Annotated in this window: 26 protein-coding genes; 20 read left to right on the top strand and 6 right to left on the bottom strand. The window is 35.5% G+C overall.

What is annotated here, in order from left to right; genetic code table 11:
- Nucleotides 1–384: 384 nt before the first annotated feature.
- Nucleotides 385–828: a GNAT family N-acetyltransferase gene (locus Q1A47_RS12480; RefSeq protein ID WP_240455734.1), complete on the bottom strand. Its 444-nt coding sequence runs from the start codon at nucleotides 826–828 to the stop codon at nucleotides 385–387.
- Between the two features lie 857 nt (nucleotides 829–1,685).
- Here Q1A47_RS12480 and Q1A47_RS12485 point away from each other — a divergent pair.
- From Q1A47_RS12485 to Q1A47_RS12510, 6 genes are all read left to right on the top strand, one after another.
- Entirely contained in the window at nucleotides 1,686–2,426 is a 741-nt protein-coding gene (locus Q1A47_RS12485; protein ID WP_026683011.1) for a hypothetical protein, read from the top strand.
- Nucleotides 2,427–2,740: 314 nt separating this feature from the next.
- Nucleotides 2,741–3,283 carry a helix-turn-helix domain-containing protein gene (locus Q1A47_RS12490; protein ID WP_026683012.1) on the top strand — a complete coding sequence of 181 codons (543 nt, stop codon included), beginning with the start codon at nucleotides 2,741–2,743 and terminating at the stop codon, nucleotides 3,281–3,283.
- 33 nt (nucleotides 3,284–3,316) lie between these two features.
- Nucleotides 3,317–5,362, top strand: a complete 2,046-nt coding sequence (locus tag Q1A47_RS12495; protein WP_026683013.1) for a hydantoinase/oxoprolinase family protein — start codon at nucleotides 3,317–3,319, stop codon at nucleotides 5,360–5,362.
- Complete coding sequence (locus Q1A47_RS12500) at nucleotides 5,363–7,096, top strand: hydantoinase B/oxoprolinase family protein (RefSeq protein WP_026683014.1); 1,734 nt, start codon at nucleotides 5,363–5,365, stop codon at nucleotides 7,094–7,096.
- 18 nt (nucleotides 7,097–7,114) lie between these two features.
- Entirely contained in the window at nucleotides 7,115–7,426 is a 312-nt protein-coding gene (locus tag Q1A47_RS12505; RefSeq protein WP_026683015.1) for a cupin domain-containing protein, read from the top strand.
- Between the two features lie 95 nt (nucleotides 7,427–7,521).
- Nucleotides 7,522–8,871, top strand: a complete 1,350-nt coding sequence (locus Q1A47_RS12510; RefSeq protein ID WP_026683016.1) for a cytosine permease — start codon at nucleotides 7,522–7,524, stop codon at nucleotides 8,869–8,871.
- A gap of 238 nt (nucleotides 8,872–9,109) precedes the next feature.
- Here Q1A47_RS12510 and Q1A47_RS12515 read toward each other — a convergent pair whose 3' ends face one another.
- Nucleotides 9,110–9,577 (bottom strand): ASCH domain-containing protein, encoded by a 468-nt coding sequence (locus Q1A47_RS12515; RefSeq protein ID WP_166530766.1) that lies wholly within the window; start codon nucleotides 9,575–9,577, stop codon nucleotides 9,110–9,112.
- A 119-nt stretch (nucleotides 9,578–9,696) separates the two neighbouring features.
- Entirely contained in the window at nucleotides 9,697–10,548 is an 852-nt protein-coding gene (locus Q1A47_RS12520) for a DMT family transporter (RefSeq protein ID WP_166530765.1), read from the bottom strand.
- Nucleotides 10,549–10,678: 130 nt separating this feature from the next.
- Here Q1A47_RS12520 and Q1A47_RS12525 point away from each other — a divergent pair, with 130 nt between their 5' ends.
- The 7 genes from Q1A47_RS12525 (at nucleotide 10,679) to Q1A47_RS12555 (ending at nucleotide 16,710) form a co-directional block, all read left to right on the top strand.
- On the top strand, nucleotides 10,679–10,819 hold the full coding sequence (locus Q1A47_RS12525) for a hypothetical protein (RefSeq protein WP_166530764.1): 141 nt from the start codon (nucleotides 10,679–10,681) through the stop codon (nucleotides 10,817–10,819).
- 548 nt (nucleotides 10,820–11,367) lie between these two features.
- Entirely contained in the window at nucleotides 11,368–12,093 is a 726-nt protein-coding gene (locus Q1A47_RS12530) for a polysaccharide deacetylase family protein (protein WP_299632312.1), read from the top strand.
- Between the two features lie 770 nt (nucleotides 12,094–12,863).
- The gene (locus tag Q1A47_RS12535; protein ID WP_121604912.1) at nucleotides 12,864–13,190 is read left to right on the top strand and encodes a hypothetical protein; all 327 of its coding nucleotides are present in this window, start codon (nucleotides 12,864–12,866) and stop codon (nucleotides 13,188–13,190) included.
- 73 nt (nucleotides 13,191–13,263) lie between these two features.
- A complete protein-coding gene (locus Q1A47_RS12540) occupies nucleotides 13,264–13,914 on the top strand; it encodes a DUF5819 family protein (protein ID WP_166530763.1) in 651 nt (216 codons plus the stop codon).
- 199 nt (nucleotides 13,915–14,113) lie between these two features.
- Nucleotides 14,114–15,076: an HTTM domain-containing protein gene (locus tag Q1A47_RS12545; protein WP_166530762.1), complete on the top strand. Its 963-nt coding sequence runs from the start codon at nucleotides 14,114–14,116 to the stop codon at nucleotides 15,074–15,076.
- Entirely contained in the window at nucleotides 15,048–15,470 is a 423-nt protein-coding gene (locus Q1A47_RS12550; RefSeq protein ID WP_121604915.1) for a thiol-disulfide oxidoreductase DCC family protein, read from the top strand. Before Q1A47_RS12545 ends, Q1A47_RS12550 begins: the two co-directional genes overlap by 29 nt.
- 40 nt (nucleotides 15,471–15,510) lie before the next feature.
- On the top strand, nucleotides 15,511–16,710 hold the full coding sequence (locus tag Q1A47_RS12555) for a transglutaminase-like domain-containing protein (RefSeq protein ID WP_166530761.1): 1,200 nt from the start codon (nucleotides 15,511–15,513) through the stop codon (nucleotides 16,708–16,710).
- A gap of 346 nt (nucleotides 16,711–17,056) precedes the next feature.
- Here the strand turns inward: Q1A47_RS12555 and Q1A47_RS12560 are convergent, their stop codons facing one another.
- Both Q1A47_RS12560 and Q1A47_RS12565 read right to left on the bottom strand, forming a co-directional pair.
- Complete coding sequence (locus Q1A47_RS12560; protein ID WP_166530760.1) at nucleotides 17,057–17,911, bottom strand: Cof-type HAD-IIB family hydrolase; 855 nt, start codon at nucleotides 17,909–17,911, stop codon at nucleotides 17,057–17,059.
- A gap of 1 nt (nucleotide 17,912) precedes the next feature.
- A complete protein-coding gene (locus Q1A47_RS12565) occupies nucleotides 17,913–18,692 on the bottom strand; it encodes a DeoR/GlpR family DNA-binding transcription regulator (protein WP_026683019.1) in 780 nt (259 codons plus the stop codon).
- Between the two features lie 158 nt (nucleotides 18,693–18,850).
- Here Q1A47_RS12565 and Q1A47_RS12570 point away from each other — a divergent pair, with 158 nt between their 5' ends.
- On the top strand, nucleotides 18,851–19,159 hold the full coding sequence (locus Q1A47_RS12570) for a putative quinol monooxygenase (RefSeq protein ID WP_026683020.1): 309 nt from the start codon (nucleotides 18,851–18,853) through the stop codon (nucleotides 19,157–19,159).
- 408 nt (nucleotides 19,160–19,567) lie between these two features.
- Here Q1A47_RS12570 and Q1A47_RS12575 read toward each other — a convergent pair whose 3' ends face one another.
- Nucleotides 19,568–19,732, bottom strand: coding sequence for a hypothetical protein (locus Q1A47_RS12575; RefSeq protein ID WP_166530759.1), 165 nt, complete (start codon nucleotides 19,730–19,732; stop codon nucleotides 19,568–19,570).
- 306 nt (nucleotides 19,733–20,038) lie between these two features.
- Here Q1A47_RS12575 and Q1A47_RS12580 point away from each other — a divergent pair, with 306 nt between their 5' ends.
- The 6 genes from Q1A47_RS12580 to Q1A47_RS12605 all read left to right on the top strand — a co-directional run bounded on the left by Q1A47_RS12580 (nucleotide 20,039) and on the right by Q1A47_RS12605 (nucleotide 26,194).
- Nucleotides 20,039–20,683: a hemolysin III family protein gene (locus Q1A47_RS12580; RefSeq protein WP_121604920.1), complete on the top strand. Its 645-nt coding sequence runs from the start codon at nucleotides 20,039–20,041 to the stop codon at nucleotides 20,681–20,683.
- A 357-nt stretch (nucleotides 20,684–21,040) separates the two neighbouring features.
- Complete coding sequence (locus Q1A47_RS12585; protein WP_121604921.1) at nucleotides 21,041–21,847, top strand: YihY/virulence factor BrkB family protein; 807 nt, start codon at nucleotides 21,041–21,043, stop codon at nucleotides 21,845–21,847.
- A gap of 76 nt (nucleotides 21,848–21,923) precedes the next feature.
- Nucleotides 21,924–22,085, top strand: coding sequence for a hypothetical protein (locus Q1A47_RS12590; protein WP_166530758.1), 162 nt, complete (start codon nucleotides 21,924–21,926; stop codon nucleotides 22,083–22,085).
- Between the two features lie 88 nt (nucleotides 22,086–22,173).
- Nucleotides 22,174–24,003 (top strand): MotA/TolQ/ExbB proton channel family protein, encoded by a 1,830-nt coding sequence (locus Q1A47_RS12595; protein WP_166530757.1) that lies wholly within the window; start codon nucleotides 22,174–22,176, stop codon nucleotides 24,001–24,003.
- Complete coding sequence (locus Q1A47_RS12600; protein WP_026683024.1) at nucleotides 23,993–24,685, top strand: OmpA family protein; 693 nt, start codon at nucleotides 23,993–23,995, stop codon at nucleotides 24,683–24,685. Before Q1A47_RS12595 ends, Q1A47_RS12600 begins: the two co-directional genes overlap by 11 nt.
- A gap of 285 nt (nucleotides 24,686–24,970) precedes the next feature.
- Nucleotides 24,971–26,194, top strand: a complete 1,224-nt coding sequence (locus Q1A47_RS12605; protein ID WP_166530756.1) for an MFS transporter — start codon at nucleotides 24,971–24,973, stop codon at nucleotides 26,192–26,194.
- Nucleotides 26,195–26,991 lie beyond the last annotated feature (797 nt).

A 26,991-nucleotide genomic window follows, 5' to 3' on the forward strand; every position in this document is an offset into this window, starting at 1 on the left:
AGACTTGGGGAGGTACTCCATTTTTTATGTCTTAAACCCATTGAGCCACAAAGGCTCATAATTATGAAATTCACTAAATTAGTAAATTATTTAAATAAGTATAATCAGATAAACGAACAATAATTATTCACTTTTAAAGCGGAGCAGTAGCACTATACTTGGAATAGAATCTTGTTTTGGTCTTCATGTACCAGGGTGGTTCCTATATCCTATATAAGTTTATTTGATATAGTTTTTGAAATCTCCTAAATAAATTATGTACATTTAGTAGTTTTTCATATTACAGTAGTAAGCAAGATACCCATTGAAATAGAGTTGTTGCATTTTCGATCTAACACCAAAAAAGCAATAAAGTAGAAAATATGCTCAGTCCTAGGTGGGGGATTAACGAATTAGTAAGTAAAAACCGTGTTTATCAGGCTGTGTATGTTGCAATGCAAATCCGACTGATTCAAAACATTTCAAACAAGCGACATTATCTTCTTCGATTCCTGCATACCATCTCTTAATAGATTGCATATCTGGCAAAAGCATTGTTTTTTCAATAATTAGCCTTCCATACCCTTTATTACGGAGAGACGGTTTCACAGCAAGTGCAATACTGCCTGTACAATCATCTTCTATTTCTACCATAACTATACCTACTGGTTGATTACATTCAAGGGTGAGCCATACAAAATATTGGGTATTCTCTTTTATATTATTAAACCATTCCATTAGAGGTAACATTCCCTCTAAACGGTTTTGAATCTCGTGATCATTAAACCATTCTTGTACAGTTTTGATATCTTCCTCCTCAAAAAGACACATTTCGATTGACCTTTTCACTACATTAATCCCTCCATTTAAGATCATTAATAGAAATTAAACAATCTTCATTTTTTTGTATCTATAGGTACGATTTAATTAGGAATAAGTTTCATTAGTTAGTACTAATAACCAAACAAAATCGGAATTTTTGTTCTCATTTTAAAATTAAAATCCAGATAAAATTTATTTTAACACAAATAATTATTTTGCTTTATGTTCTCTTGAATTTATCATCATAATGGCATAAAAAACCCTTCCTATAACAACTATGAAGAGAAATTGAAAGAAGGTTATTGTACCAGTAGGAAACAATAAATACATATAAGTTTGTACCTATAGAAAGGATTATTGTTGATTTATTAAAAAAGCCTCTAGGGGAACATTTTTAGTTTAGTGTTGGTGTGACAACGTTTTTGATGAGACTACTCCCGCATGTAGAAAGGTTTGAACAATAGTGGAGCAATTGTTTTTATCAAGTACTGGCAGATGATTAGAGTGTAATTGCTTGTTTAGTATTATTCAGTTCGATTGGACTATCTAGTTTCAACATGTAGCGAACTCTGTTTTGTATTGTGAATCTAGTTACCTTAACTAACATTACAGATGCAAATACCATTTTCTTCATGGATTGAGATATGGATAAAGAGAGTATAGGCCCTTTTGTTAACAGGAGCTACTATTGTGAGTAGTTCTTTTTTCTCTGTTTGAACAAACTGGAATAAAGGAATATTACGAGTAAGAACCGAAATATAATGGTATAGAATACTTTAATTTAAACACACCGTTACACAAAAGAAATATTTTTGTAATATAATTGAAACATTATAGTGCGTTCATACGTCTAATTAGTAGATAGAAAAGGAAGGGTGTTAAATTTGAGAAATATTCTAATCAGTATGTTATTCTTCTTATTTTTGGCTGCGGGCTGTGGTACACAAGAGAATGTGATAAAAGATGAAAATATACAGCAAGGAAATGCATTGCATCGAGAACATGTAAGCAATATTAAAGAGAAAGAAACCGTTGTGCTTGCTTATGAAACGTCGAAGCAAACCAATCAAGAAATGAATGTAGATGATTCAACTGATAAGCTAAAAACTTCTATAGATGAAGTAGAGAAATATGAAGTCCAAGATGATCGTTTAAAAGAAAGTGATGAAAAGCAAGAAAATAAGCTAGATACAAAAAAAGAACAGGATATGGTTAGTGAAGCTGTCTTTATACCAGTATTAAATAAGTATAATCAAATGTATGATATCATTGAACCGAATGTAGACCAGAGTAAGCTTTATGAAGAATATGTTGGATATAAATTTAAAACAATCAAAACAAAAGAGCAGCTTTATAAAGAATTCTCCGATTTTATGATTAGTGAAGTTGCCAGAAGCTTATGGAGCGACTATGTGAATGAGGGAGAAGACGCGTTATATTTAATTCCACAGGACGGTCATCCGAAGTTTATTAAGGATAATCCATATTCGTTAAAAAAGATAAATCAAAACACTTACCAACTGACCTCCAATCACCAATGTGAATTACATGGAAGGTTAGATATGGTCTTTACTTTTACGCAGATAGATGGTAAATGGAAGATTTCAAAATTAGATGTTAGCTAAGCTAACCATTAAAATATTCTACTGTATAAATATATTTTTCTACCGAATATGTAACAGGATGCTGGAAATGTTTACTAGACTACAAAATAATAAAGTTATAAGAATGTAGCCTGAATTCCTTAACAGATAAGGAATTCAGGCTTTTTTCTTGAAATAAGGAAGCGTGGAATTTGAAATCAGAATCAAGTATAACATTTACAAAAATAAAAAGTTTTCTTGCAATTACAAAATTATTTTGATAGGATAAGAAAAAATATAGTATAAGTAAAATAAATACAGTAAAAGTGTAATTATAGGAGTTGGAATATTCAAAAATGGAGCATATTCACAAAAAGATTAAGAGTTTACGTTTAGAAAAGGAAATGACATTGAAGGACTTAAGTGAAGCTACAGAGCTTTCGGTTAGTTTTTTATCCCAAATAGAGAGAGGTTCCTCATCTCTTGCGATTACGTCGCTAAAAAAAATTGCTGACGCGTTTCAAATTAATATTTCTTATTTCTTCCATGAAATAGAAAATTACAATTATGCTGTGCACAAGGAAGATCAAAAGCCGTTCAAGCTAGAGGGGTCTAATGTAACGCATGTAAGATTAGCGGGGAAATTTCCTGACCGTAAAATGGAGCCAATGATGGTAACTCTTCCACCCAATAAAACATTTATTGAAAAGTTCAGTCATCCTGGGGAAGAGCTTTATTACATAGTAAAAGGGGTGGTGATTTTTAAGGTAGAGGAGAAGGAGTATATCCTTAATGAAGGAGATTCGATTCATTTTCCTTCTGTCAAAGTCCATCAGTGGAAGAATCCAACGAATGAAGATGCTGTTTTATTGTGTGTACTAACACCAGTGATTTTTTAAATAACTAATTCATTTAGAAAGGGCGGTAATACTATGAGGGTAGCAACAGATATTGGAGGAACGTTTACGGATTTAGTTTATGTTGATGAAGATGGAAAAGTAGAAGTTGCCAAAAGCCATACTACTCCTCCTGACTTTGAGCAGGGAGTTATCGATGTATTAGAAAAAAGTAACATGGATAAAGAAGCAATCGAAACTTTTATACATGGAACTACTGTAATTATAAATGCTCTAACGGAAAGAAAGGGTGCCAAAACGGGTCTCATTACTACAAAAGGATTTCGTGATGTCTTGGAAATCGCTCGTGGTAATCGTCCTGATTTATTTAATATTCGCTACAAAAAACCAGAGCCATTTATTGAGCGTTATTTGCGGAGGGAAGTGGATGAACGCCTTAATTATAAAGGAGAGGTTCAAACAGCTTTAAACCGCGAACAGGTTAAAACAGCAATCGAATATTTTAAGTGTGAGCAGGTAGAGGCAATCGCAGTCACCTACTTACATTCCTATGTGAATCCAGAACATGAAATGGAGACAGTCAAGTTGATCAAGGAGTTATGGCCAGAGGTTGCCGTGTCAGCATCGCATGAAGTAACGAAGGAGTGGAGGGAATACGAGAGAACGAATACGACCGCTTTAAATGCATATGTCCAGCCAACAGCAACATCATACATTAATAAATTACATCGCAAATTGACGGAATTTAATACGAATAGTAACAACTTTATTATGCAATCGAATGGCGGAACTACGACTTTTGACGAAGCAAAAAAAACACCGATTAATATGGTGGAATCTGGACCTGTTGCAGGAATATATGGCGCTGCTGTGCTGGGAGAGATTATAGGAGAAAAAAATGTAATAGCTTTTGATATTGGTGGTACCACGGCTAAATGCTCACTCATCGAAAATGGCGAAGTGAAAGTATCTACCAATTATTATATCGAACGAAATGATCGTACTGCAGGGTATCCGATTAAAGCACCGGTAGTGGATATCGTGGAAATCGGAAATGGAGGAGGCTCCATTGCTTGGATGGACGAGGCCGGTTCACTAAAAGTCGGACCTGAATCAGCTGGAGCTCTGCCTGGACCCGTTTGTTATGGACAGGGGGGGACAGAACCAACTACAACAGATGCGAATGTATTAACAGGACGTCTTTCTCCGGAAAATTTTGACTTTCCAGTTGATATGGAAGCTGTACAAAAGGTTATGGAAGAAAAAATCGCCAATCCTTTAATGATGACGGCTGAGGAAGCAGCATTAGGAATTATTCGTATAGCAAATTCTAATATGTTAAATGCATTAAAGTTAATTTCCATTCGAAAGGGGCACAATCCACAAGATTTTACATTAGTAGCTTTTGGAGGCGGTGGTTCCATGCATGCAACAGCGCTGGCAAAAGAGCTAGGTGTCAAAAAAGTAGTCATTCCAATAGCATCACCAGTGTTTTCAGCTTGGGGGATGTTAATGACTGATCTCCGTCACGACTATATTAAAACGTATATTAAACGAATAAATAAGTTAGACCTACAAGCGTTGCATCAAGAATGGCATATAATGGAGCAGTCGGCTTATGATCAATTTGCTAATGAAGGAATTCCGAAAAATGATGTACTATTTCATCGCTTTGCAGATATGCGTTACCTTGGCCAGGAGCACACTGTCAAAGTCCCAGTTCCAGCTGGTAATTGGTCGGAAAAGGATGTCAAGAAGATTATTGATGCATTCCATAAGTTACATGAGCAGAACTATACCTTCCAATTACCAGATACAGAAATTGAAATGGTTAATTTGCATGTTACTGCTTTTGGAAAAGTAGCCAAGCCTTCTATAAAGAAAATAAAGCGTCATACATCATTACAAGAAGCAAAAATAGAAACAAGAGATGTCTATTTTGAAGATCCCAAGGGCTGGAAGAAAACCGATGTGTACCAGCGTGAAAAACTGCCTATTAACAACCCGATATATGGACCAGCTATTGTCGAAGAAAAAGCGGCGGTTACGGTAGTTTATCAAGGACAATCCTTAACGGTAGATGATTATGGGAATTTAATAATAGAAACGGGGGCGAAGTAAATGTTATCTAATGAAACAAAAATAGATCCATTTACATTGGAAATCGTCAAAGATTCTTTGCTAGCTACTGGAGATGAAATGTTTATCGCCTTAGCCAAAACCTCTATGAGTCCGATTATCTATGAGGTTTTAGATTATGCTAGTGGATTGACGGATGCAAAAGGACAATTGCTTACTCAAGGGAATGGAGTAACTGGCTTTATAGGAATGCTTTCCTTTATGGTTAAACAAACGGTAGAGAAATACGGGGAGACTGGTAATCTGCATCCGGGGGATATTATTATTGTCAATGATCCATATGGTGGTGGAGGTTCCCATCTATCTGATGTAGGCTTAGTTATGCCAATTTTCTATGACGGGGAGGTAATTGCTTTTTCGGCAAATAAAGCGCATTGGACAGAAGTGGGAGGAAAGGATCCGGGATCATTCACCAATGATTCGAGAGATATTTTTCAAGAGGGTTTACAGTTCCCTTCATTGAAACTATTTGATGCTGGGAAATTAAATGAACCACTGGTTGAAATGATAAAGGCGAATGTGCGATTTCCTGATCTATCATTAGGAGATATGTGGGCTCAAGTAGCTGCCCTTAAAACCGGCGAGAAACGTGTTGTTGAATTATGTGAAAAGCATGGTAAAGAACTAATTGTTTCCGCTATTCGTAGCCAGTTGGATCACGGTGAAACGATCTCAAGACAAGAGCTCACCAAATTGCCGAAGGGGACCTATACAGCAAGCGGTTATGTAGAAACAGATGGAATTGGAAATGGACCATTTCCGATTCAAGTAAAGGTTACAATCACGGAGGATGCGTTTACTTGTGACTTCAGGGGTAGCAGTCCTCAAGTTCCAGGTCCGGTCAATTGCTCGTTTACTGGACTAGCGTCAGCGGTAAGAACCATTTTTTTAGCTATAACAAATCCAGATCAAAATGTGAATGATGGGGTTTTTCGTCCATTAGAAATAATTGTAGATGATAAGTCGATTATGTCAGCAGAAAGACCAGCTCCTACTTCTAATTATTTTGAGACAATGCTAGGTTGTACAGATTTAATTTGGAAAGCCTTAGCTCCACACATACCTGATAAATTAGCAGCAGCTCATTTATTATCTGTATGTGCTGTTACTTTAACTGGAAAGCATCATGACACGGAGGAACCATTTTTGATTGTAGAACCTTCTGTTGGTGGCTGGGGGGGAGCTGAAGGACAGGATGGTGCAAGCGGACAGTTCTGTGTGTTAGATGGTGAGACATATAATGTCCCGGTCGAGGTCGCGGAAACAAGATACGGTGTCATGATTGATGAATATAGTTTACGTATTGATGGATCTGGGGCTGGACAATATATCGGCGGTAAGGGTGTTATTCGATCATATAGAGCATTAACAGATGAGCAATCAGCTACGGTCACATTTGGACGTAATAAGTATCGGCTATGGGGGATAAATGGTGGACAAGATGGATCATTAAATGAGTTTTATATCCATAAAGCGAACGGAGATATCGATGGACCTTTTGGTGTTTACCCGCGCTATCAACTTCAGAAAAATGACGTGTTAAAACTAATGACTGCTACTGGTGGTGGATATGGTGACCCAATGAAACGGCCAGCTGAACAAGTTGTTCGTGATGTGAAAAATGAATATTACACCGTGGAAGAGGCAGAGCATGTATTTGGAGTTAGCATTGACCCTCAAACGTTTGATTATAAAGAATCAGCAAACAGAAGATAGCTGGAAGGCGGAGTAGATATGAAAATAAAAGAAGATGGTCTCAAAAAATTAGGATTAACGACTTTATTTACAAACAAAGAAAAAACTGTGAAGTTTGGCACAGCTATTATTGCACCTGGTGAACGGGTACCTGTAGTGGGTGTTTCCTCTCATTTTGAACATGAATATTCCGTTATTGTAAAAGGAAAAATAGCTGGTGAAAGTGGCGGGGAAGCCTTTGAAGTTGGAGAATCTGCTGCAACTTTCATCCCAGCAGGTGAGGAGCATTGGGCAATAAATAATAGTGATGCTCCCTGTGAAATAGTCTGGTTACTTGTAAATGAACAGTAAAAGGAAAGTAAACAATAAGTAGAAAGGAAAGCATCTTTTCTACTATTGTTTTACAGATTTTTTTCAGAATATTGAATTATTAGGGGTGGATACAATTGAATGAGAAAAAAGGGAAAGCAATAGAACAAGATAATGCTCTACAAGCAGTTCCAATCGATCAACGTCAGCATTGGATGACTCCAGCAATGATATTTGGTGGTCTTGAATTTACGATACCAGTATTAATGGTCGGAGCTACACTTGCGGGTAGCTTTGGACTTGGGGAAACCTTCTTTATTCTTTTAGTAGCTCTATTTGGTATACAATGGATAGGAAATGCATTACAAGGTTATATTGGTGCAAAAACAGGACGTTCCTCATCTGTTATAGCCCGAACTAGTTTTGGTGCGATGCAAGCAAGGTTTATTGTAGGTTTAACTATTTTTGTAGTCTCGCTTGGATGGTGGGCCGTACAGACATCTGTGGCAGGTAATGCGATATCTGCGATGTTTGGAATTGATTACACCACACAATGGGGGCTATGGGCATGTATAACGGCGATAGCGGGTTTGCTTTTTGCTATACCCTCTATTATTGGGTATAGTTCCATGAAATGGACAGATTATATTGCTGTTCCTGCTGGACTTCTTCTAATTGGAGCGGGAATTTATTTTGCATTAAGAAATACAGGGTGGGAAACAATCTCCAATTGGAATCCAGCCCCTTCGATGGGGATATTTGCAGCTATTAGTTTAGTTATTGGTGTAAATGTATCTCAGTGGGTTATTGCTTCAGATTATACACGATATGCTAAACCAACAATAAAGGATAATGCACTTATTCCTGCAGGTATTGCCATCATAGGCCTTCCGCTATTTATTGTAGGAGCTGTTATGTCTGTTGGAGTTGGGGAAGCAGATATTGTTAATGTAATGTTGAATCTAGGGTTTCCAGTGTGGGGATTTTTAATCCTCTGGTTTGCCACATGGACGAGTCAATTGGTTAACAATTATAGTATGGGATTAGCATTGTCTAATATGTTAAATGTGAATTCCAATAAGGGAAGAGCGTTGCTCACCTTTGCTGGTACAGTCGTTGCTATTATCATATCATTAGCGGGTATCCTTGATTATTTTATGGACTTTTTATATTTAACTGCATTAGTGTACCCAGCAATTGCGGGTGTAATAATGGTAGACTTCTTTTTTATCCGTAAACGTACGTGGACAGATCATCAAGGCTGGAACTGGATGGCTACTATTGCTTTAGTGGTAGGTACAATGCTAGGTTATTTGACACAGTATGTAACTACTTTTGGTCTTCCTGCTGTTCAGTCACTAATTGCTTCAGGCTTCGTCTACTATATTTCAATGAAAATGAAAGCAAAGGTAGCACCTGACCATTTTACAAGCCTTGCTACATGTGGCTACGAAGAGAGCAATTACAATGAAACTGTAAGTAAGTAACAAAAGGGCTTGATTCATTCTGTGAATCAGCCCTTTTTTATTAAATGATAGGGGAGCGAATCAATGGAACGAACCTCCATTGTTCTATAAGGTAGTGATTACTTTAACGACTGCCATTTCTTTACCAAACCTTTCACCATTATCAATAAATCCTAACTAGCGTAGAGGGGATGAGCGCTAGTATTGAGTCATTCACATGCTATATTTTGATAAGTATTTCTTTTCTTTAATTTATACCTTAATCCTTATAAACATCCATTACCTTAAATGTTTGACAGACTAGTAATAAGTCGGGGGTAAAAGTAAGGCCGTACTGACTTAATTCCCAAGTGAAAAATTTGACATGCTCACGATACCAATAATCATAGCTTAAATCTCCTTCGCCCTCAGATCTTGCAAAATCACTTGATACTTCATTCATTTTTATAAAATCGATCTTTGTATATTTTATAATTGCTAATGGATTATTATCACCGTCTAATACAATATCATACTGACCAACTTTTGGAATTTCTTCTCCTTCCAGTTCATAAACACAATGAGCAGCGCATGTTCCAGTTTTGATTCCATTAACGACTAAACTTCCTAATTCATCTCCCATTTCTTTGGTACCATCCCCAAACATCCATGCTTCTGGAAGGTTCATGTTTAAATCATTCTCTTTAGCGTACATATTCCAATATTTTTTAATCTTATTATTAAACATTAATTATTCCCCTTTAGTAGTAAATGCGATAAAACAAAGTGACCATAACCTATTGTCTGTTATTTTGGGAAAACATGTATTACTATTAAATGACCTACATATTAGAAAAGATGTTACAATTATTTAACTGCATTGTTCCTTAAAAACATATAGAATGATGCACCGAAGATTGTAATATACCCAATTATACTCCAAACGTCGGGAATTTGATCGAATAAAACAATGCTGATGAACGCCGAATAAATTACTGTAGAATAGAAGAATATGGATATTTCTTTTGCAGGAGCATATTTATATGCAATCGTAATACCGAATTGACCAACAGTTGCAAATACACCAGCTGCTAGTAGATATGTCCATTGTTGCAGGCTCATTGATTCATAAAAAACAAGCACGAATGGCAGCAATATCATTGTCGTGAAGAATGAAAAATAAAAAACGACTGTATAAAACTGTTCTTTACTTCCTAATACGCGTAATACGGTGTATGCTCCTGCGGCAAACACAGCTGAAAGAAAACCGGCGAGATAAGGTATCGTATCTACCGAGAATGCTGGTTTAATAATAAATAAAGTTCCGATAAAGGCAATAATTATAGCAACAATTTGAAAAGTACATGTTCTTTCTTTTAAAAAGATTGCTGCAAATATAATAGTAAGAAATGGACTTAACTTGTTTAGCATATCTGCATCAGATAGAACAAGATGGTCAATAGCATAGAAATATAAAATAATACCAATTGCTCCTAAACTAGATCGTAGCAAGAGAATTTTTTGATTCTCTTTTTTACCAAATAAACGTTCCTTATAATGTTTGACGAATCCAAATGCAATAATCATGGAAATAGCATTTCGAAAGAACGTTTTTTGAACAGTTGGTACATCACCTGATAGCTTAACAAAAGCTGCCATCATAGAAAAACCAAATGCAGATAAAAGTAGTAAGATAATTCCTTTATTTCGATTGCTCATGGTGTCCTCCAATCATGTTGAATGGCAGTTATACTTTTATAGTTGGCCTCAACACCGTAATATTTTGTCATAAAGTCTATGTGTTGTCTACTAAAGTATTTTATCTATATAAAAAGGGGGATAATGATGGATGGAAAAAGAAATGGTTGGTTATTGTGCGATATGCCAAAAGCCTATTTACTGTAATGGTGGATTTTTAGAAGGAAACATAGGGGATGATAAGGTACTTCGATGCCTTGCTTGTACAAATGAGGATGAAGTTTGTTTCTAACCAGTAATTATAAACACACATATCTCTCTCGTTTAATCGTGTTTATATTTAAACGAGGTGTATGTATTGTTCAACTATGTTTCTTTATAATACCTGTAATTCGCGAGTAAATGATGTTAATACTTCGACCTTGATCCTAACCGATTAACTGCCCCCCAGGTGGTGATGCTATTTTATGTAAGGATTTTCTTCATCAAAAATAGGTATCATATGCGCAATGATGGATGCACTTCAATTCGTCTTCCCTAATGCTACATATGTTGATATTCAAGAAGCTATTAATAAACAGCGACTTAAGAAATTAAAAGTGAAATTTTCTATTTGCAAGAGTTGATCATACTATTTAGCAATTACAGGTACTACCACTAACGACATCAAGTATGTCTTTAATCAGTTTTTAAACGTTTCCCTTGATGTTAAAATTCCTTAACTATCCTTGAAATATCTCTAAATCCCACTAGCCACTCCGAATCCAAATAATGAATATAATATTCTAAGATAGTCATAATAAAACAGTAGGTAAGGGGGATGAGTTTATTGATATGAAATTGTTAAGATATTCTTTACTTTTCTATATTACTTTATTAACAATAATTATATTTTGTAGAGTTTCTATTGCAGATGTATCTAACTATCCATTGCAAATAAATTATCCGAACATAATGATGTATCAAGGGAAAACTCACCAAAAGGTTATTGCATTAACCTTTGATGATGGCCCTGATCAACAGTATACCCCGAAAATTTTAGATATATTAAAAAGGGAAGGGGTTCCGGCAACCTTTTTCTTAATGGGTGCACGTGTTTCAAAGTATCCTAATGTGGCAAGGAGAATTGTTGAAGATGGTCATAGTGTTGGTAACCATTCATTTTGGCATCCTCAATTGACAAAGACTAGTGTTAATCGGATGAAATGGGAAATTAAGAGTACAGAAAAACAAATATTATTAGCTACGGGAGTAAGTTCGACACTCTTCAGAGCACCATATGGAGATATAAGTGAAAAATTTGTACAAGAGCTCGGTAATATGGGATATAAAGGCATTGGCTGGTCTATTGATACGGAGGATTGGAAGGAACTTTCAAACACAGACATTTCTCAAACTGTGCTTAACTTAGCTCATCCAGGAGCTATAGTACTTATGCATAGTGCTGGACATAGTTCGCAGGACCTAACGGGAACAGTCGAATCACTAAAAAATATGATAACAATTCTTAAGCGGAGAGGATATCGTTTTGTAACAATTCCTGAACTGTGGAATCTTAATAACTAATGTATATTACCATGTAGTTTGTCATCAAATGAAGTACCCACTTAGTAATGTAATAACATATCCGTAGTTCTATGTAGATGATTTTTAAAAAAATGAGTGAAATATTTCCTCTATACACTCAGATTTACAACGCTAAGCACAATCTTAAGGACAATTTTAATCGGTTTACTTTGATGGGAACATATCATATATGTTCTTTATCTTATTTTCTTTTGCCCCCTCTGTAATTAATTAGCGATGCTAACCTTATATTTAAACTTAAAACTGCCTATCTATTAAATATTAGACGATCATTCAAAATAGAATCATAATCGTTTTCAAAAGTACCCTTGGACAGGCATGAATTACAGGGAAGTACATCAATAGTAAGGAATATTCGCTCACGCTATCCATGCTTTCATGACCACTACTCTAAACTACCTTCTTATCCCCTATGGAATAGCTGGCTGCATAAAACCTAAATTTGCTCTCATAATTTGTGTAAAAAATATTAACTTTTTTTTACATGTTTTCAACAAATTATGACATTAATTGCATTTTACCTGTGTTACTTTGTACATGAAATAGGTTTATTACTATCTAGAAGGAGGATAGAAAGTACAAGAAGTTCGATGGTAAGTAGTAAGTAAACGAAGAAATTCATATGTTCTCATTATCGACTTTTTGTACAACCTCTTTGAAGGAGGGGATCTATGAATAAGATATCAAGATAAGTACAGGTAGGTGTAGTTGGTAATTTATTTTTTAATATGAATGGGAGGAATAGTTTAATGAAAAAAAAGCTAATAACAGGAGTCTTAACATTAAGTTTATTTATTGGAGGTACTGCTACAACATCTGTCCTTGCCGGTGCTGATGATATTGAAACGCAAACAGCTGTCCAGACTGAATTAGCTTCTAACAATGAAGTGTCTCCTGAAGCAACTCCAGCAGCTGCAGGAGCTTATGCAATGCAAGCTTCGCGTGTTGCAGCAACAGCTTTTGTTGGAGGGTTTACAGCTAAAGCCGGTGCTGATGCATATGATGCATTAGGAGGCAGTGCAATGAATGCAAGCCCGACTGGTTATGAAAATATTAAAGTGGTTTTTGATCAATAAATATTTACATTAAATAAAAGGCGATTGTCCCAAAACATGGGACAATCGTCCAATAGATAGAGGTGATATTATGTTGAAAAAAATTATTATAATATTTTCTATTATTTTGTTTTCCATACATTTTTTATTTACCGCTATTTATTTAGCCCCTTTTAATCCTGTAAAAGCAAAATTCGGATTTATAATAAATGGATATATGGAACCTTTGTTTTCACAGAACTGGAGATTATTTGCTCCCAATCCAGCAAGTACGAACAACCAATTCCTAGTACGTGCAGAATTGGCTAATGGAGAGACAACAGAATGGATTAATTTAACGTCTTTTATGATTGAAAAGAACTATAAAAATCGTTTTACACCTTATAATCGTTTAGTTAGAATTCAGCGAGGCGCTTTTACTGCCCTTCATCAAAAAGATGACATAACCATGAAGCTATCTGAAAAAGTAGAAGAAAAAAAATTAAATAAGGAAGATTTTGACTATATTCTGGATAATGAAATGATAAAAGAGCAAAGAGAAGATGGGATTGACATATTAAATCGTTATGCTCAATCTTACGTAAGCAGTTTATATCCTGGAGAAGATATAGCACGTACACAATTAATCGTTAGACAAACAGAGGCTACACCTTATTCGGAACAGAGCAATCCAACCTTTAAAAATAAAACAAATATACATGAATTTGAATGGCGAGAATTCGAAAAAGTTTCTCCTGTGTTTTAATGCATTTTCAACAGTTATCTATCGCCAGAGGTACCCGGGTAATCTGAGTAAGAGAACACGTCACATAAAAGATGTGATGTGATTAATTAATTCTAACTATTTTAAATCACGTCATTTTCATTCGTAAGGGCTTTTTATGGATATGCTTTAAATATTATAAAATTAAACCAAACATTTACTCAAAGGAGGATGCCAAGTTTTGAATAAAATTTATGAGAAGCTATCTACACAAAAACATATGTTAATGGGAACCAGTTTAATTAGAATTGCTTTTGGTCTATTAATCTTATATTTCTATTTTATTCATTATGGGCAACGAAGATTTCTGTGGGGACCAAATGGGATGCAGGATCATGAAACTTTAACAAAACAACTGTTTACCACTAATAATTTTTCTATCTATCAATTAAATGATTCCTTACTGTACTTTGAAATCATTTTTCATATCGGTGTTGTAATCGCTTTTTTCTTTACTATTGGATTCATGGGAAGACTAACAGCTATCTTAAACTTCATTTTTATTTGGTCTCTTCAACATGCAAATGTTTTAATTCTAGATGGTGGAGACAATGTAATGAGGATTATTCTATTTTATTTGTTATTTGCAAATACTACAGCATTTTTTTCAGTGGATGGTTATAGAAGAAAACAGAAAGTTTCCAGTATTACCCTGTCACCGTCTTTATTCAATGCATTTCATAATTTAGCTGTTCTTGCTTCCATTATACAAGTCTCCTTTATGTATTTAACATCTGGTATGCACAAGATCATGGGAGAAGTTTGGCAAAACGGTACAGCACTTTACTATATCTTACAAGTAGACGAATACACCCATCCGTTTTTTAAGGAGTTAATTATATCATCCGACTTTTTATTACTGATTGGTGCATATGGAGCTATTTTTGCGCAAATAACATATCCATTTTTATTATTCAATCGCTACACTAGATATATTGCCATCTTTAATATTATCGCTATGCATATAGGCATTGCGATAGTGATGGGATTGTTTACTTTTTCTGCGACAATGATTTCCATACAACTTGTTTTACTGAAAAATGAAGAGTATGAACGAGCATACACAGCTGTGAAAAGATTATTATCCAAATTAAGGCTCAGAAAGGGGAAGCAATATGAAGTTGAACAGATCGAACAAGTCTAAAGAAAAGAATCGTGTCCTTGTTTTTTATGATACTTGGTGCCCTGTTTGCACAAGAAGCATGAAAATACTAGCAAAAATGGATTGTTTCCGTCGTCTTCAATATGAGTCTACTAGAAATATAGCTGTTTTAAATGAATACGGCTTAGAATATGAAAAAGTGGAAAAACGAATGCACACCATTATCATAATAAATGGTGTAATAGAAGAAGGAATAGATAGTATATTACGTATAGCTAAACAAGTCCCATTTTTATGGCCCGCGGTCCCCTTGCTTAAACTGTTTATTTGGGTGGGGGTGGGGTCTAGGTTATATGACTGGTTGGCAAGTAAGCGAAAAATACTTCCAGTTGGAGGATGTGAAGGTGATTCTTGTAGGATCCATGATAAAAGTTAATCGATATTGATATAAAAATAAGTAAAAAGCAGGTGAAACTTTGAAAAATAAGGTAACCTATACTTTTCAATATTTTAATTCTACTTCTGCTAATGTATACCTATGGCTAGCATCTCCACCAGAGACGAGGTATCAGAAAATAATAAACGAGCAGAAATCATTACCCGTTCAAGAAAATGAAGATATGATTGGTAATCAGATTAGTTTCTATAAAATTGAATCTGGTGAAACAATGAAAGCATCTTACGAGATAGAGCTGTTAAGCAAAACAGAAGATATTCTGCCAGAATTGACCCAAGAAGAAAAAAATTTCTTTTTAAGGTCGACACCTATGGTTTGTGTAAACGAAGAAGTAAGGCACATCGCTTTCAATGTCATTAGAAGTGAAACAAATCCAAAAGAACAAACAAAATTACTGTTTTTTTATATCGTCAAGCATTATAACTATAAATTTCCTCCAAAAGCTAGGGGGGTTACACATTTCCTCAAAGATAAGAACGGAGATTGTGGTGAATTTTCTTTTCTATATGCAGCCCTTTGTCGTGCTATTGGTATCCCTTGCCGTGTAATGGTAGGGGCGTTTACAGGTGGAAAACATCAGCCGCATGTATGGAATGAAATTTACTTGGAACAAGAAGGTTGGATACCAGTTGATACAAGTATGGCTGCTACAGTAAAAAAACAGTTCTGGAGATACATTTTCTCTCCTATTCAAACTTTATCTTGGAAAGCGTACTATGGGAAAACAGAGAATCAGCGAATTACTTTTTCCATTGACACAGAACATACCCCGACTTCCGCTTATCCAAAAGTATCTGTACAGAATAGGAATATCTACAACACGTTTGATATAGCGGGAAAGTCATTTATTTGGGGGAAAGATTTAGTGCAACAAAAAATACCATATCTCCAGCCTATTTATTTCTATTATGAAGATGAACAACCATTAAAAGATAGGACGGAGCATTATGTTGGTTTGTGGAGCGTTCATGAAACTGGAAATAAAAAATTAATACTACTACTTAGATCCGTGTTCGGATATAGTGCTTTCCTATTAGCAATGTTCTATTTTGTCACCAAATGGGAACCTTTAAGTATTCTGTTTCCAGTACCTGCGTTTCTGTTCTGTCTATCTTTTGTTATAAGAAAAGAGCGAGTGTTATTCTTCTCGATAGCTACCATTTTTTTTGGTATTATTTTGCTAATGGTAAGTATAGGAGCAATATCTACTATTCTATAATTCCTTTTGTTCACTATTGTCCACCTCCATATTTTTTGAAATGCTATAAAGTTTTAAACTTATACGTACTGGGAAATGAATAAAAAGAATTTTATAGAAAGGAGTTTTTTCTTGAATAAAATGACTCCGGCAGCGATAAATTGCACGCAGAAAAAGCATGCTTCTTTTTAAAGGCGTCTCGCATATTCAGTGGCTATATTATTTTTATTCTAATCAAAAAGCTTGTAGAGACTAGGATTTCTACAAGCTAAAGCATGTCCAATAAGGGACACGCTCAGAAAATACGCTGCATGTTACGCCGTCATCTTCGACGTCACGCCAAACAGAGTATCATTCCGTAATTTTCTTAACGTAATGAATGAAGAAAGTGAGCGACGCCATCTTCTGTATTAGGCAAAGTAACTACTTGACACGAGTTTTTAATTTTCTGAGGAGCATTCCCCATTGCTGCACTTTTACCAGCGATTTCCAACATCGATAAATCGTTAAAACTATCACCGATGGCCGCTGTTTCTGATAGCTCAATTCTAAATTCCTCTGCTAGCATGCTTAATGCATTTCCTTTGGAAGCATCAATGTGCTCTAATTCAAAGTTATGCTCTGCTGAAGAAACAATCGATAAATTGGTTAGATTTTTAAAGTGGTTTCTTCCTTTTTCCAACTTTACTTTATTGAACGAAAATGCAAGAACATTATAAACATCCAAATCCTGACCAATGAAGTCTCGGTAGGAACGTATAAATGAAAAGCCAGTTTGACTAAACTGCTTATTTGCAGCATCGGATAACTGATCTACATTAATTTCTGGGTTCGCACTTTTCATTCTATCTATTTCGATTGCTAGTAATTCTCTGCCATGCTGTGGTGTGTAGATGGCATGATTACTAAATACTTCATAATAATAGTCCTCTTTTTCAAGCCAGTTCAGTATGTTGACTGCATCCTGTTTTTGAATTGCTTTTGATCGGTATAATTTACCATCTGGGCTGTGTATGGTTGCTCCATTCGCTCCAATAATCCACGTGTTAATACCCGTGTCTTTAAAAAGTGTTTGAACATCAAAGTGCGCACGCCCAGTAGCGATAACGACTTCTATCCCTTTCGACTGAGCAGAAGTTATCGCTTCGAGGTTTTTTATACTTATCTTGTTGTTTTCGTTTAGCAAGGTTCCATCCAAATCAATGGCGATTAATTTTGTCATGTTAGTCATCTCCTATTTCATGCAAATCTGTGGTTAATAGCTCTACATTATGCTTAGTTAGTAACTCTCTAAACGCTTGTGAAGGAGTTCGATCGGTTATTAATAAATCGATATCACGTATCTCAGCAAAGCGGAAAAAATCTGATTTTCCTAACTTCGTACTATCGGCTAAAACAATAACTTGCTTTGCCTGTTGCATCATTTTTCTTTTTACAATCCCATCTTCTTCATGAGCGACGGTTAATCCATGTTCAGATATTCCTACTACACCAATAAACGCTTTATCAACAAGGTATTCTGAAAGTTTACTAATGACTGATGGACCATATAAATAACGGTGATCCTTTTCCAAGGTTCCTCCAAGTAGTTGAATATTCATTTCAGATTTAGTAGATAATAGATCTGCCTGATTAATTGAATTTGTAATGATTGTACAGTCAATATTATTGAGCTGCTCAGCACAGGATTGAACAGTTGTTGATGCGTCTAAAATGATTCTGTCTCTTGGGTAAATGAGCATAGCCGCTTTTTTTCCAATACTTTTTTTTTCAATAGACACCATCGTTAAGCGATTGGAATAGCTTTTTACTTCATTATGATATGCTGGGAGAATAGCGCCTCCTCGTGTACGGATAATCGCTTGTTCTTCTTCCAATTTGACAAGATCTCTTCTGGCTGTGTCTCTGGAAACGGCAAACAAGGAACAGATTTGCTCAACAGATATCCTATTATTAAGTTGAAGAAACTCCAGTATGCCAATCAATCTTTCTTCTTGATACAAACAGATCCGCCTCCATCATTCTGTGCTTTGTTTTCATTATACTATAAATATAAGTAATTGTAATTATTTATAAGTTTTTTTAAGTGAAATTAATGCTTTCGCCAAGCAGGATAATGACAATGATTTGCCGAACGAATAAATAAAAGGAGGGGTTTGGTTTGCGTAGATTTGGATTAATTACAAAGTTTACTGCTTTTCGTGGAAGGCAGGAATACTTAGCGGAAATACTTGTAAATGCAGGAGATGAAATGGAAGAATTAGAGGAGTGTCAGTTCTATATAGTTAACTTAGCAAATGAAAGGGATACAGATATCTATGTTTATGAATTGTGGGAAAGTCAGGAAGCACATCAGGATTCGTTAACTTTGAACGTAACACAAGCACTCGTTCAAAAAGCTAAGCCTTATATAAACAGTGTAGAAAGGATATGCACGCTAACACCAGTTAGAGGTAAAGAAGGTATTTAAATAACATAGGCTGTCGTAAAACGATTGACGTTCATGCAACAACTGGAAGAGCTACAAAAGCTATTTACTTATGAGGAGTGTGAACCGTTGTTGTATGGAAAATATATGTTCTCCAATAGCGATGGGAAAAAAGTATTTTAATCGGAGAAATAACGAATAAATAGATTGATAGTTCGTGTAACGAAGCTGATCTGGAGTTACCGTGGGTCGCCGGTGAGCCTCTTCGTGCTGACACAGCTTTAAGTCGCAGATGTGTATCCACTCACAGGATAAGGGAAACTTCGGTAGCGATACAACCCACGTAGAAAAACATTTTTCTTAATCAAGGAGTTTTCGTATTTTCCGAAGATAATGTAGTGTGTTGCAGGTCTTTAGAAAAGACCAGCTTAGTTATCTTCATGCCTCGATCTAATCAGACATTTTGTTTATCATTTGTAGGATTTCTTTTAGAATTTCATTTCTCTGCCTTTGAATTTGAATTATTTGGGTCAGAAACCAAATGACAAATACGATAAAACCTAAATAAAATAATGGTGGTATAAATCCAAATAATGAAATAAATGAATCATGCACTTTTGTTCATCCTTTCTTACTTATTCACTATGTTATTCGACAAGAAATGGCAATTATCCTTCAAAGATAGCTAAAGATAGTAGATAGGTTAAAGGCGGATCTATTTAAACCTGCAAAGGGTCTACTTCTATACTTCTACCAATTTAAATTGATTATAGAGAGAGGTTCCAGCTTCTAATAAGAAAAAATATGGAGTAAGCTTATTAAGGTATTATATATATCTTATTGTTATACTATAATTAGTGATCAATGAGGGAGTAATGTAGAAAAATTATTTGTAAATATAGAATAGTAAGGAATGATCAATTGGCACAAACACATGTTTTTTCAAAAGGTGAGGAAATAGCCAATGCGATAACGCATGGGATAGGAGCATTAGGGAGTATTGCAGGATTGATTGTACTAATTGTATATTCATCCTTGTACGGGACAGCGTGGCATGTTGTTAGCTTTACGATATTCGGTACAACGATGGTAATTCTCTATTTATCATCAACGCTGGTACACGCATTTCCGCCAGGTAAGGCGAAAGATCTATTTGAAATCTTTGATCATTCGTCCATTTATCTATTTATTGCTGGGACATATACACCGTTTACTTTTCTTGTTATACAAGGTGCATTAGGATGGACAATGTTTGGTATTATTTGGGGACTTGCAATTGCCGGAACCGTATTTAAAGCGTACTTTGTGAAAAAATATCTGATAACCTCAACGATACTTTATATTGCAATGGGCTGGATGGTTACATTAGGATGGGATCAGATTGTTAATAATCTACATCCTAATGGTGTGACACTGCTTGTGATCGGTGGTCTCTGTTACACGTTTGGAGCTATTTTCTATGTATGGCGAGGTTTTCGTTATCACCATGCAGTGTGGCATCTGTTTGTTATAGCTGGGACAGCTACACACTTTTTTTGTGTATTGTTGTATGTATCCCGCATATAACTGGCATTTTAATTATACACGAAATAGAGTGGGAAATATTGTGAAGCAAAGAGTCGATAAATAGTTTAAATAATGTTTCTAAAGGGCGGGGAAGAATAATAGTATAAAGTAGAGGATGAGAATGAAAACAAATTCTTATTTGTATATAAATGTATCCCGCATATAACTGACAGTAAGCCCCCATTTCAGCAAAAAAGTGAAACCAATATGGTTAAATGGTGGACGACTGCCAGTAAATGTCCGATTGGTTTAAGGGCCTTTAGGTCATACCCTTGTGGCACTACCAATCCGTGGGGAAAAACAAAACCCCACGGATAGAAGTTTTACTTTATGCGAGGTATGTAAGGAGTCTTCTTCATGGCTATTATTAGAGTACTTCAGAAGTTGGTAAATCGATATTTTACCTTCAAGGTCTATGATTTGTCTGCGCAAATGGCCTATTATTTTCTGCTTTCTATTTTCCCGTTTCTTTTAGTCATTTATTCGCTGCTTCCATATTTACCTATAAGCGAAGATTATATTATTGAACTTGTGCGTCCATTTGCCCCAGAAGGTACATATAGCTTAATCGAAAATACGATATCGAATATTTTAGCGAATCAACAGATGGCTTTTTTCAGTTTTCTGATCAGTATCTGGCTTTCTTCTATGGGTGTGCAATGCTTGAAACGAATTCTTAATGAAATTTATGGTATTCAAGCGAAGGAGAATTTTATTAAACAAGTTATCGAGGGTTTAGTATTAACACTTGGGTTAATGTTTGCTATTTTATTCACTGTAGTGATTCCGTTAGTGGATCGATTCATGCGACATTATTTACAGGATGTCCAGTTTATTGAGCGATTTCAAGGGTACTGGTTCTTGTTTCAATGGGGTGTCGGAAGCATATTTATAATGGTTTTCTTTATCGGATTGTATTATTTTGCTCCAAATATTAATCTCAAGGTGAGAAACGTGCTTCCAGGGGCAATCTTCTCAACGATTGGCTGGCAGATTGTTTCTATCGTTTTTTCATCATTTGTTAGCCAAAATAATTATACTGCTTTTTATGGTCAATTGGGTAGTATTGTTGTTCTAATGCTGTGGTTTTATTTTTCCGCCATGATCATTATTATGGGTGCATTATTGAATACAATCATCTTTCCTGTCACAACAGTTAAATAAAAATAAAATCAAACGTATAAATAACTAATTATGAAACTAAAAGGTGCTTCTCGTAGGAAAGACAGAGGAGCACCTTTTGGCTTGCTTTAAATTTTGTATTGTTTGTGCACTTATCCGTAGCAACACGCAGTTATCGTCTTATATCGTTGTTACAGAAGATTTTTTTGCAAACATCTTTCCTGTTCTTGCATCAGCTGGTTATATTTCAACAACTATACATGAATTGGCCATGCCATGAATAGCTATATAGTAAGATGTATACAGCATAAACATTCACTAAGACCTAACAAAGCAGCTGTTGAATCTCTACATTAGGGGGAAGATGAATGATTGAATCGATATTAAAACTATTTACTAGCGAACAAAAAGCAGAGGCGATCTTAGCAAACCCGATGATAGAGCTTATCTTTATCGTTTTGTTTGTCACATTTATGGTCGCGCTTTTGGTACATTTGGCGTTGTTTAACAAGCTAAAGAAAATAAGGGATTTCTTAAAAGATACCAGTCAAATGGAGATAGAACCACTAGTTTCATTTAAACAACAATATGATAAGAAGCAGCAAGGAGAGGCTGTAAAAGCAGAAACATTCGTACAGGAGAAGTTTTCTAGTTGGCGTTTGTTTAATGTACCTGTGGTTAGTTTAATAAAAATAATTCAAATGACAGTTTCGATGTTTATTTTGATAGGGGTATTAGGAACATTTATAGGTTTAACGTCATCATTAAGTAGCATTAATATCGAAGGAAGTGATTTAGTCGAAGGGGTAGCGGGTGTTTTAGCAGGTATTGATGTTGCCTTTTATACGAGTATAGCAGGGATGGGCTTCTCACTGGTGATGACGGTATTGATTAAAGTACTCAATACGGAATTTATGCTCACAGATATTATGCTGATGACTGAATCAAAATTAGAAGAGAATGAACAGCACGGTATTAGTCAATTAATCCAAGTATCTGAAACCATTAATGAATCAATTCTAAGCTTGCAGGCAACGAACCAAGAGTCGTTACAAGGGATAGTAGCTGCATTTACTGGGTTTCAAGAATATACAACAGGACTTCAGCAGTCAGCAAAGGATTTAGCTTCATTTAATGATGGGCTCTCTGAAAATCTTCGTCATTTTCAACAACTTTTTGATTATATGAAGGATGTAACAGATGGGTTTTCTGAAGGAACTAAAAATCTGAATGAAAACTTCGAAGCATTATTTACGTATTTTAAGCGTATTGACGGCAGAAATGAACGAATGTTGAAAGCATTTGAAAATACGTATGAAAAGGTAAAAGAAGTTTCCCGTGCTCAATTAGATACACTCCAACAATTTGATAAATCGGTAGGTGATATGAAGCAATTTACTTCTGATCTGTTAGAAGAGCAAAGCTCGTTGCATACGATATTTGAAAGTATTAATGGTAAGTCCAAGGATTTAGTCGAGCGGATGGCCAGTCATAATAAGGAATTTAAGCAAGTCTTCGGCGAAGATCTTTCTACCAAGTTGACTGGGATTATGACACAGCTACGAGAGCTTTCTACAGGTTTTGATAAGATGGGGCATTCCATTGTGAAGCTCCCTGAAGCATTGGATGTTATTAATCAAACACAGGCAGAATATAAGCATTTATTGTCGGATCGTTTTACAGAACTAAAAGAATTTAATCAAACCTTCAATCAACATTTGAAGACACATTTAGCTGATTCGATGAATTTTGAGAAGCATATGCAGGAAGCTTCCAGCACATATGAACAATTGGGAATGAAAAATAACCAGTTAATTCAGGAAATGAATACGACCATTTCACAAATGAACCAAGCATTTCAACAACGAGAAAACCAGTTAGAGACAAGTGTAGGCGTCTTAAAGGATACGTTATCAACTTATGTGACAAATCTTGAAGGGTCACTTGGAAGTAAATTGGATAAAGTTGGTCAGGCGATTCGTGATTATATGCAAGGAGCAAATGATGGGATTCGCAAGGAATTTCAAGACCTACGTCGAACATCTGAAGCTAATGAACAGAGTCATGCCCGTTTAATTCAACAAACCTTGCAAGATCTTAACCGTGAGATTCAAATACTTAACCAACAGCTAACAGCTTTTGTACAGCGAACAACAACACCGAATAATCCGATAAGGTTGAGTCAGAATGAATACTAAATATCAACGATTATTTAAGCAGGATCAGGATGAAGGTCATTTCTGGCCATCTTTTACAGATTTACTGACAACCATTTTACTCTGCTTTATGCTAATTTTTATCTGTATGATGGTCATTAAATCATTACAGATTGAAGAAATGAAGGAAACACTAGATCAAATTATGGGAGTGCGTGCGAAATTGGTGAATGACTTAAAAGAAGAATTTAGCGGTTCAGAACTCGGGGTTGAAGTCGATGATAAGACAGGCGCCATTATTTTTAACACGGAAATTCTCTTTGAATACAACAAAGATGAATTAAAGCCAGAATCGTTTACTTTTTTAGATGAGTTCGTGCCAAAATACTTAGATATACTTTTGCAAAGTGGTTATGAACAATATATCGCGGAGATTATTATTGAAGGGCATACTGATCGAGATGGCACTTATTTATATAATCTAAAGCTTTCACAAGATAGGGCATATAGTGTTGCAGCATATATTTTAAGTGCGGATTTTCCATATAAGAATATTCAACAGCATTTAGAGGAAAAGCTGACCGTTAATAGCAAGTCATTTTCTGATGTTCGCACAGATGATAAGGGTGGATATAATGCGAAGAAATCTCGACGAGTTGAGTTCAAATTTCGATTAAAAGATGAGGAAATTCTGGAGAAGACAAGGGAGATTTTAGGTAAGTAAATGAAAAGAGAGTGAATGCGATGCATTAGTATTAAATTTAGAAATTAACAATATTGCATGCTTTTCGTCAATATGCTAATATATATAACAGCATATTCCTTTAAGATGGTCCAGAGAGACCAAAAAGGGTAGTGACGTGACTATTATAGTTATTAAAATAACCGTTCATGCCCTTTTCCTCTTCTGGATAAAGGGTATTTTATTTTATATTAACACTAAATAAGCTTCGGATGAAAACTCAACACCTTTAAACGAAGTCCAGTGAGGCTTGAAAGGAGACAAAAAATGAAATATCGTAACAAAGCAGTGGTAGCTTCCGTAACTGGTTTAACATTAGAAGGCATGGATATTATGTTCATTTCCTTTGCTATGTCTTTAATCGTTGCTGATTTTCAAATTGATTTAACTACGGGTGGATTTATATCATCTATTACAAATATAGGTATGCTTATCGGCGGCATAATCTTTGGTATATTAGCGGACAAGTTTGGTAGAGTACGTATTTTTACGTATACGATTTTCCTGTTTGCGATTGGTACGGCGCTAACTGGATTGGCAACTAACATTGAACAAGTATATATTTTCCGATTTATTGCAGGACTTGGGGCTGGCGGAGAATACGGTATTGGTATGGCGCTTGTCGCAGAAGCATGGCCGAAAAATAAGCAAGGGCGCGCTTCTTCTTATGTCAGTATTGGCGCTCAGTTCGGAGTTATTATAGCCGCTGTTTTAAGTTCTGTGCTCTTACCAATTTTTGGCTGGAGGGGCTTGTTTTTAGTTGGAATCATTCCAGTTATATTTGCTTATTTTGTTAGAAGAAATTTGCAAGAATCACCAGAATGGCTAGCAGCACAGAAGCAAAAACCGGCAATTCAAAAACAAGGTAAGCTAAAGCAACTGTTTCATTCGCCACGTGTTGCATTAACAACGATCGGCTTAGCTGTGATGGCAACTGTACAAATCGCTGGTTATAATGGTTTAATGATTTGGCTTCCAACGATGCTACAGCAATCTCAAGGATTATCTGTTTCAAGCTCAGCAATCTGGACAATCAGTACTGCTGTAGGAATGATTGCGGGGATGCTGACTTTTGGTAGGTTTATAGATAGATTTGGTTTAAAGGTTTCCTATGGTATTTTCCTCCTTGCTTCTGCGGCTGCTGTATTTATGTACGCATATGCAACTGGAAGTACTGGTGTACTCATCGGCGGAGCGATTGTTGGATTCTTTTCAAATGGGATGTTTGCTGGATATGGAGCCTTAATAAGCCGTTTCTATCGTGTTGATATTAGAAGTACGGCAACAAACACCATTTTTAATTTTGGGAGGGCCGTTGGTGGACTATCTCCAATTTTAGTAGGTTTTATTCTCGAACACGCCAGTATGTCATTAGCAATGACATACTTAGCAGCGCTATACTGCATCTCATTCATTGTCATGATGAGTCTGAAAATAGATAGAGGGAAAAATATCCATGACGATGAGGCAGTTGTATCAGAGGTTGTTTAATTAGTCAATAGGATTGGTTCCTGTTAGCAACAAGTCACAGTAGCCATCTAGCTGTTTATAATTTTGATAGTTTAATGAAACTTTACTATATTAACCATGTTATTCCGTCATAACAAAAATTCGGGAACAGCTACCTTTTACTTTTAGTATTGTAATGTGTACAGATGATAGATGATATAAAACCTAATCATATGCTAAAAAATAGACAAATGAATCCATTGAATCGCTAATGTATAGAAGAAGGCATTCCACACCATTTGCGCTATTCGCTTTGTCATACTAAATGGTATGATCCAGTATGTATACTTCGTGATCGAGGGGCAATCGCAGCTGTCTATCTAGTAGATTTCTCATTCATTCGTTGGAAATGATAGAAGTGAATGATCTATTTACTTCGGATAAGCAAAGGGTAGATAGATGGGATATTGTTGTTAATTTTACGAGAGTAATACATCATCGTAAGTAAAAATCCTATTCGCATTCAAGAACGGACAGAGATTTTACGATTCTTTTGTTACAGCTCTTAAAGGTTATTTTCACACAAGCATAGTTTGTGATTTTAAATACACTAATTAAAAAGCATGAGCCCGGTTACTATATCGTGCTCATGCCCAAACAGTTACCTAATGAAATAACTGTATCTAACTTTATGTGATCATTGCAAAATGCCGTTCTTTTTTTATATTGTTTATTTTTTATAAGTTAAGAAAGTATAAAATTAGTGCAATGACTGCGTTAAGCCAAGTAGTTATTTTGAAATGTTAGATGTATATTGGCAATGCTCCGACTAATTACTT

Source organism: uncultured Virgibacillus sp., assembly GCF_947495635.1.
In the GTDB taxonomy this organism is placed as follows: domain Bacteria; phylum Bacillota; class Bacilli; order Bacillales; family Amphibacillaceae; genus Virgibacillus; species Virgibacillus salarius.

Bases quoted from the DNA above. Each gene is read 5' to 3' on its own strand.
- Q1A47_RS12490 (WP_026683012.1), top strand. From the start codon at position 2,741: ATGGAGCATATTCACAAAAAGATTAAGAGTTTACGTTTAGAAAAGGAA.
- Q1A47_RS12495 (WP_026683013.1), top strand. From the start codon at position 3,317: ATGAGGGTAGCAACAGATATTGGAGGAACGTTTACGGATTTAGTTTAT.
- Q1A47_RS12500 (WP_026683014.1), top strand. From the start codon at position 5,363: ATGTTATCTAATGAAACAAAAATAGATCCATTTACATTGGAAATCGTC.
- Q1A47_RS12505 (WP_026683015.1), top strand. From the start codon at position 7,115: ATGAAAATAAAAGAAGATGGTCTCAAAAAATTAGGATTAACGACTTTA.
- Q1A47_RS12515 (WP_166530766.1), bottom strand. From the start codon at position 9,577: ATGTTTAATAATAAGATTAAAAAATATTGGAATATGTACGCTAAAGAG.
- Q1A47_RS12520 (WP_166530765.1), bottom strand. From the start codon at position 10,548: ATGAGCAATCGAAATAAAGGAATTATCTTACTACTTTTATCTGCATTT.
- Q1A47_RS12525 (WP_166530764.1), top strand. From the start codon at position 10,679: ATGGAAAAAGAAATGGTTGGTTATTGTGCGATATGCCAAAAGCCTATT.
- Q1A47_RS12535 (WP_121604912.1), top strand. From the start codon at position 12,864: ATGAAAAAAAAGCTAATAACAGGAGTCTTAACATTAAGTTTATTTATT.
- Q1A47_RS12550 (WP_121604915.1), top strand. From the start codon at position 15,048: ATGAAGTTGAACAGATCGAACAAGTCTAAAGAAAAGAATCGTGTCCTT.
- Q1A47_RS12560 (WP_166530760.1), bottom strand. From the start codon at position 17,911: ATGACAAAATTAATCGCCATTGATTTGGATGGAACCTTGCTAAACGAA.
- Q1A47_RS12585 (WP_121604921.1), top strand. From the start codon at position 21,041: ATGGCTATTATTAGAGTACTTCAGAAGTTGGTAAATCGATATTTTACC.
- Q1A47_RS12595 (WP_166530757.1), top strand. From the start codon at position 22,174: ATGATTGAATCGATATTAAAACTATTTACTAGCGAACAAAAAGCAGAG.
- Q1A47_RS12600 (WP_026683024.1), top strand. From the start codon at position 23,993: ATGAATACTAAATATCAACGATTATTTAAGCAGGATCAGGATGAAGGT.
- Q1A47_RS12605 (WP_166530756.1), top strand. From the start codon at position 24,971: ATGAAATATCGTAACAAAGCAGTGGTAGCTTCCGTAACTGGTTTAACA.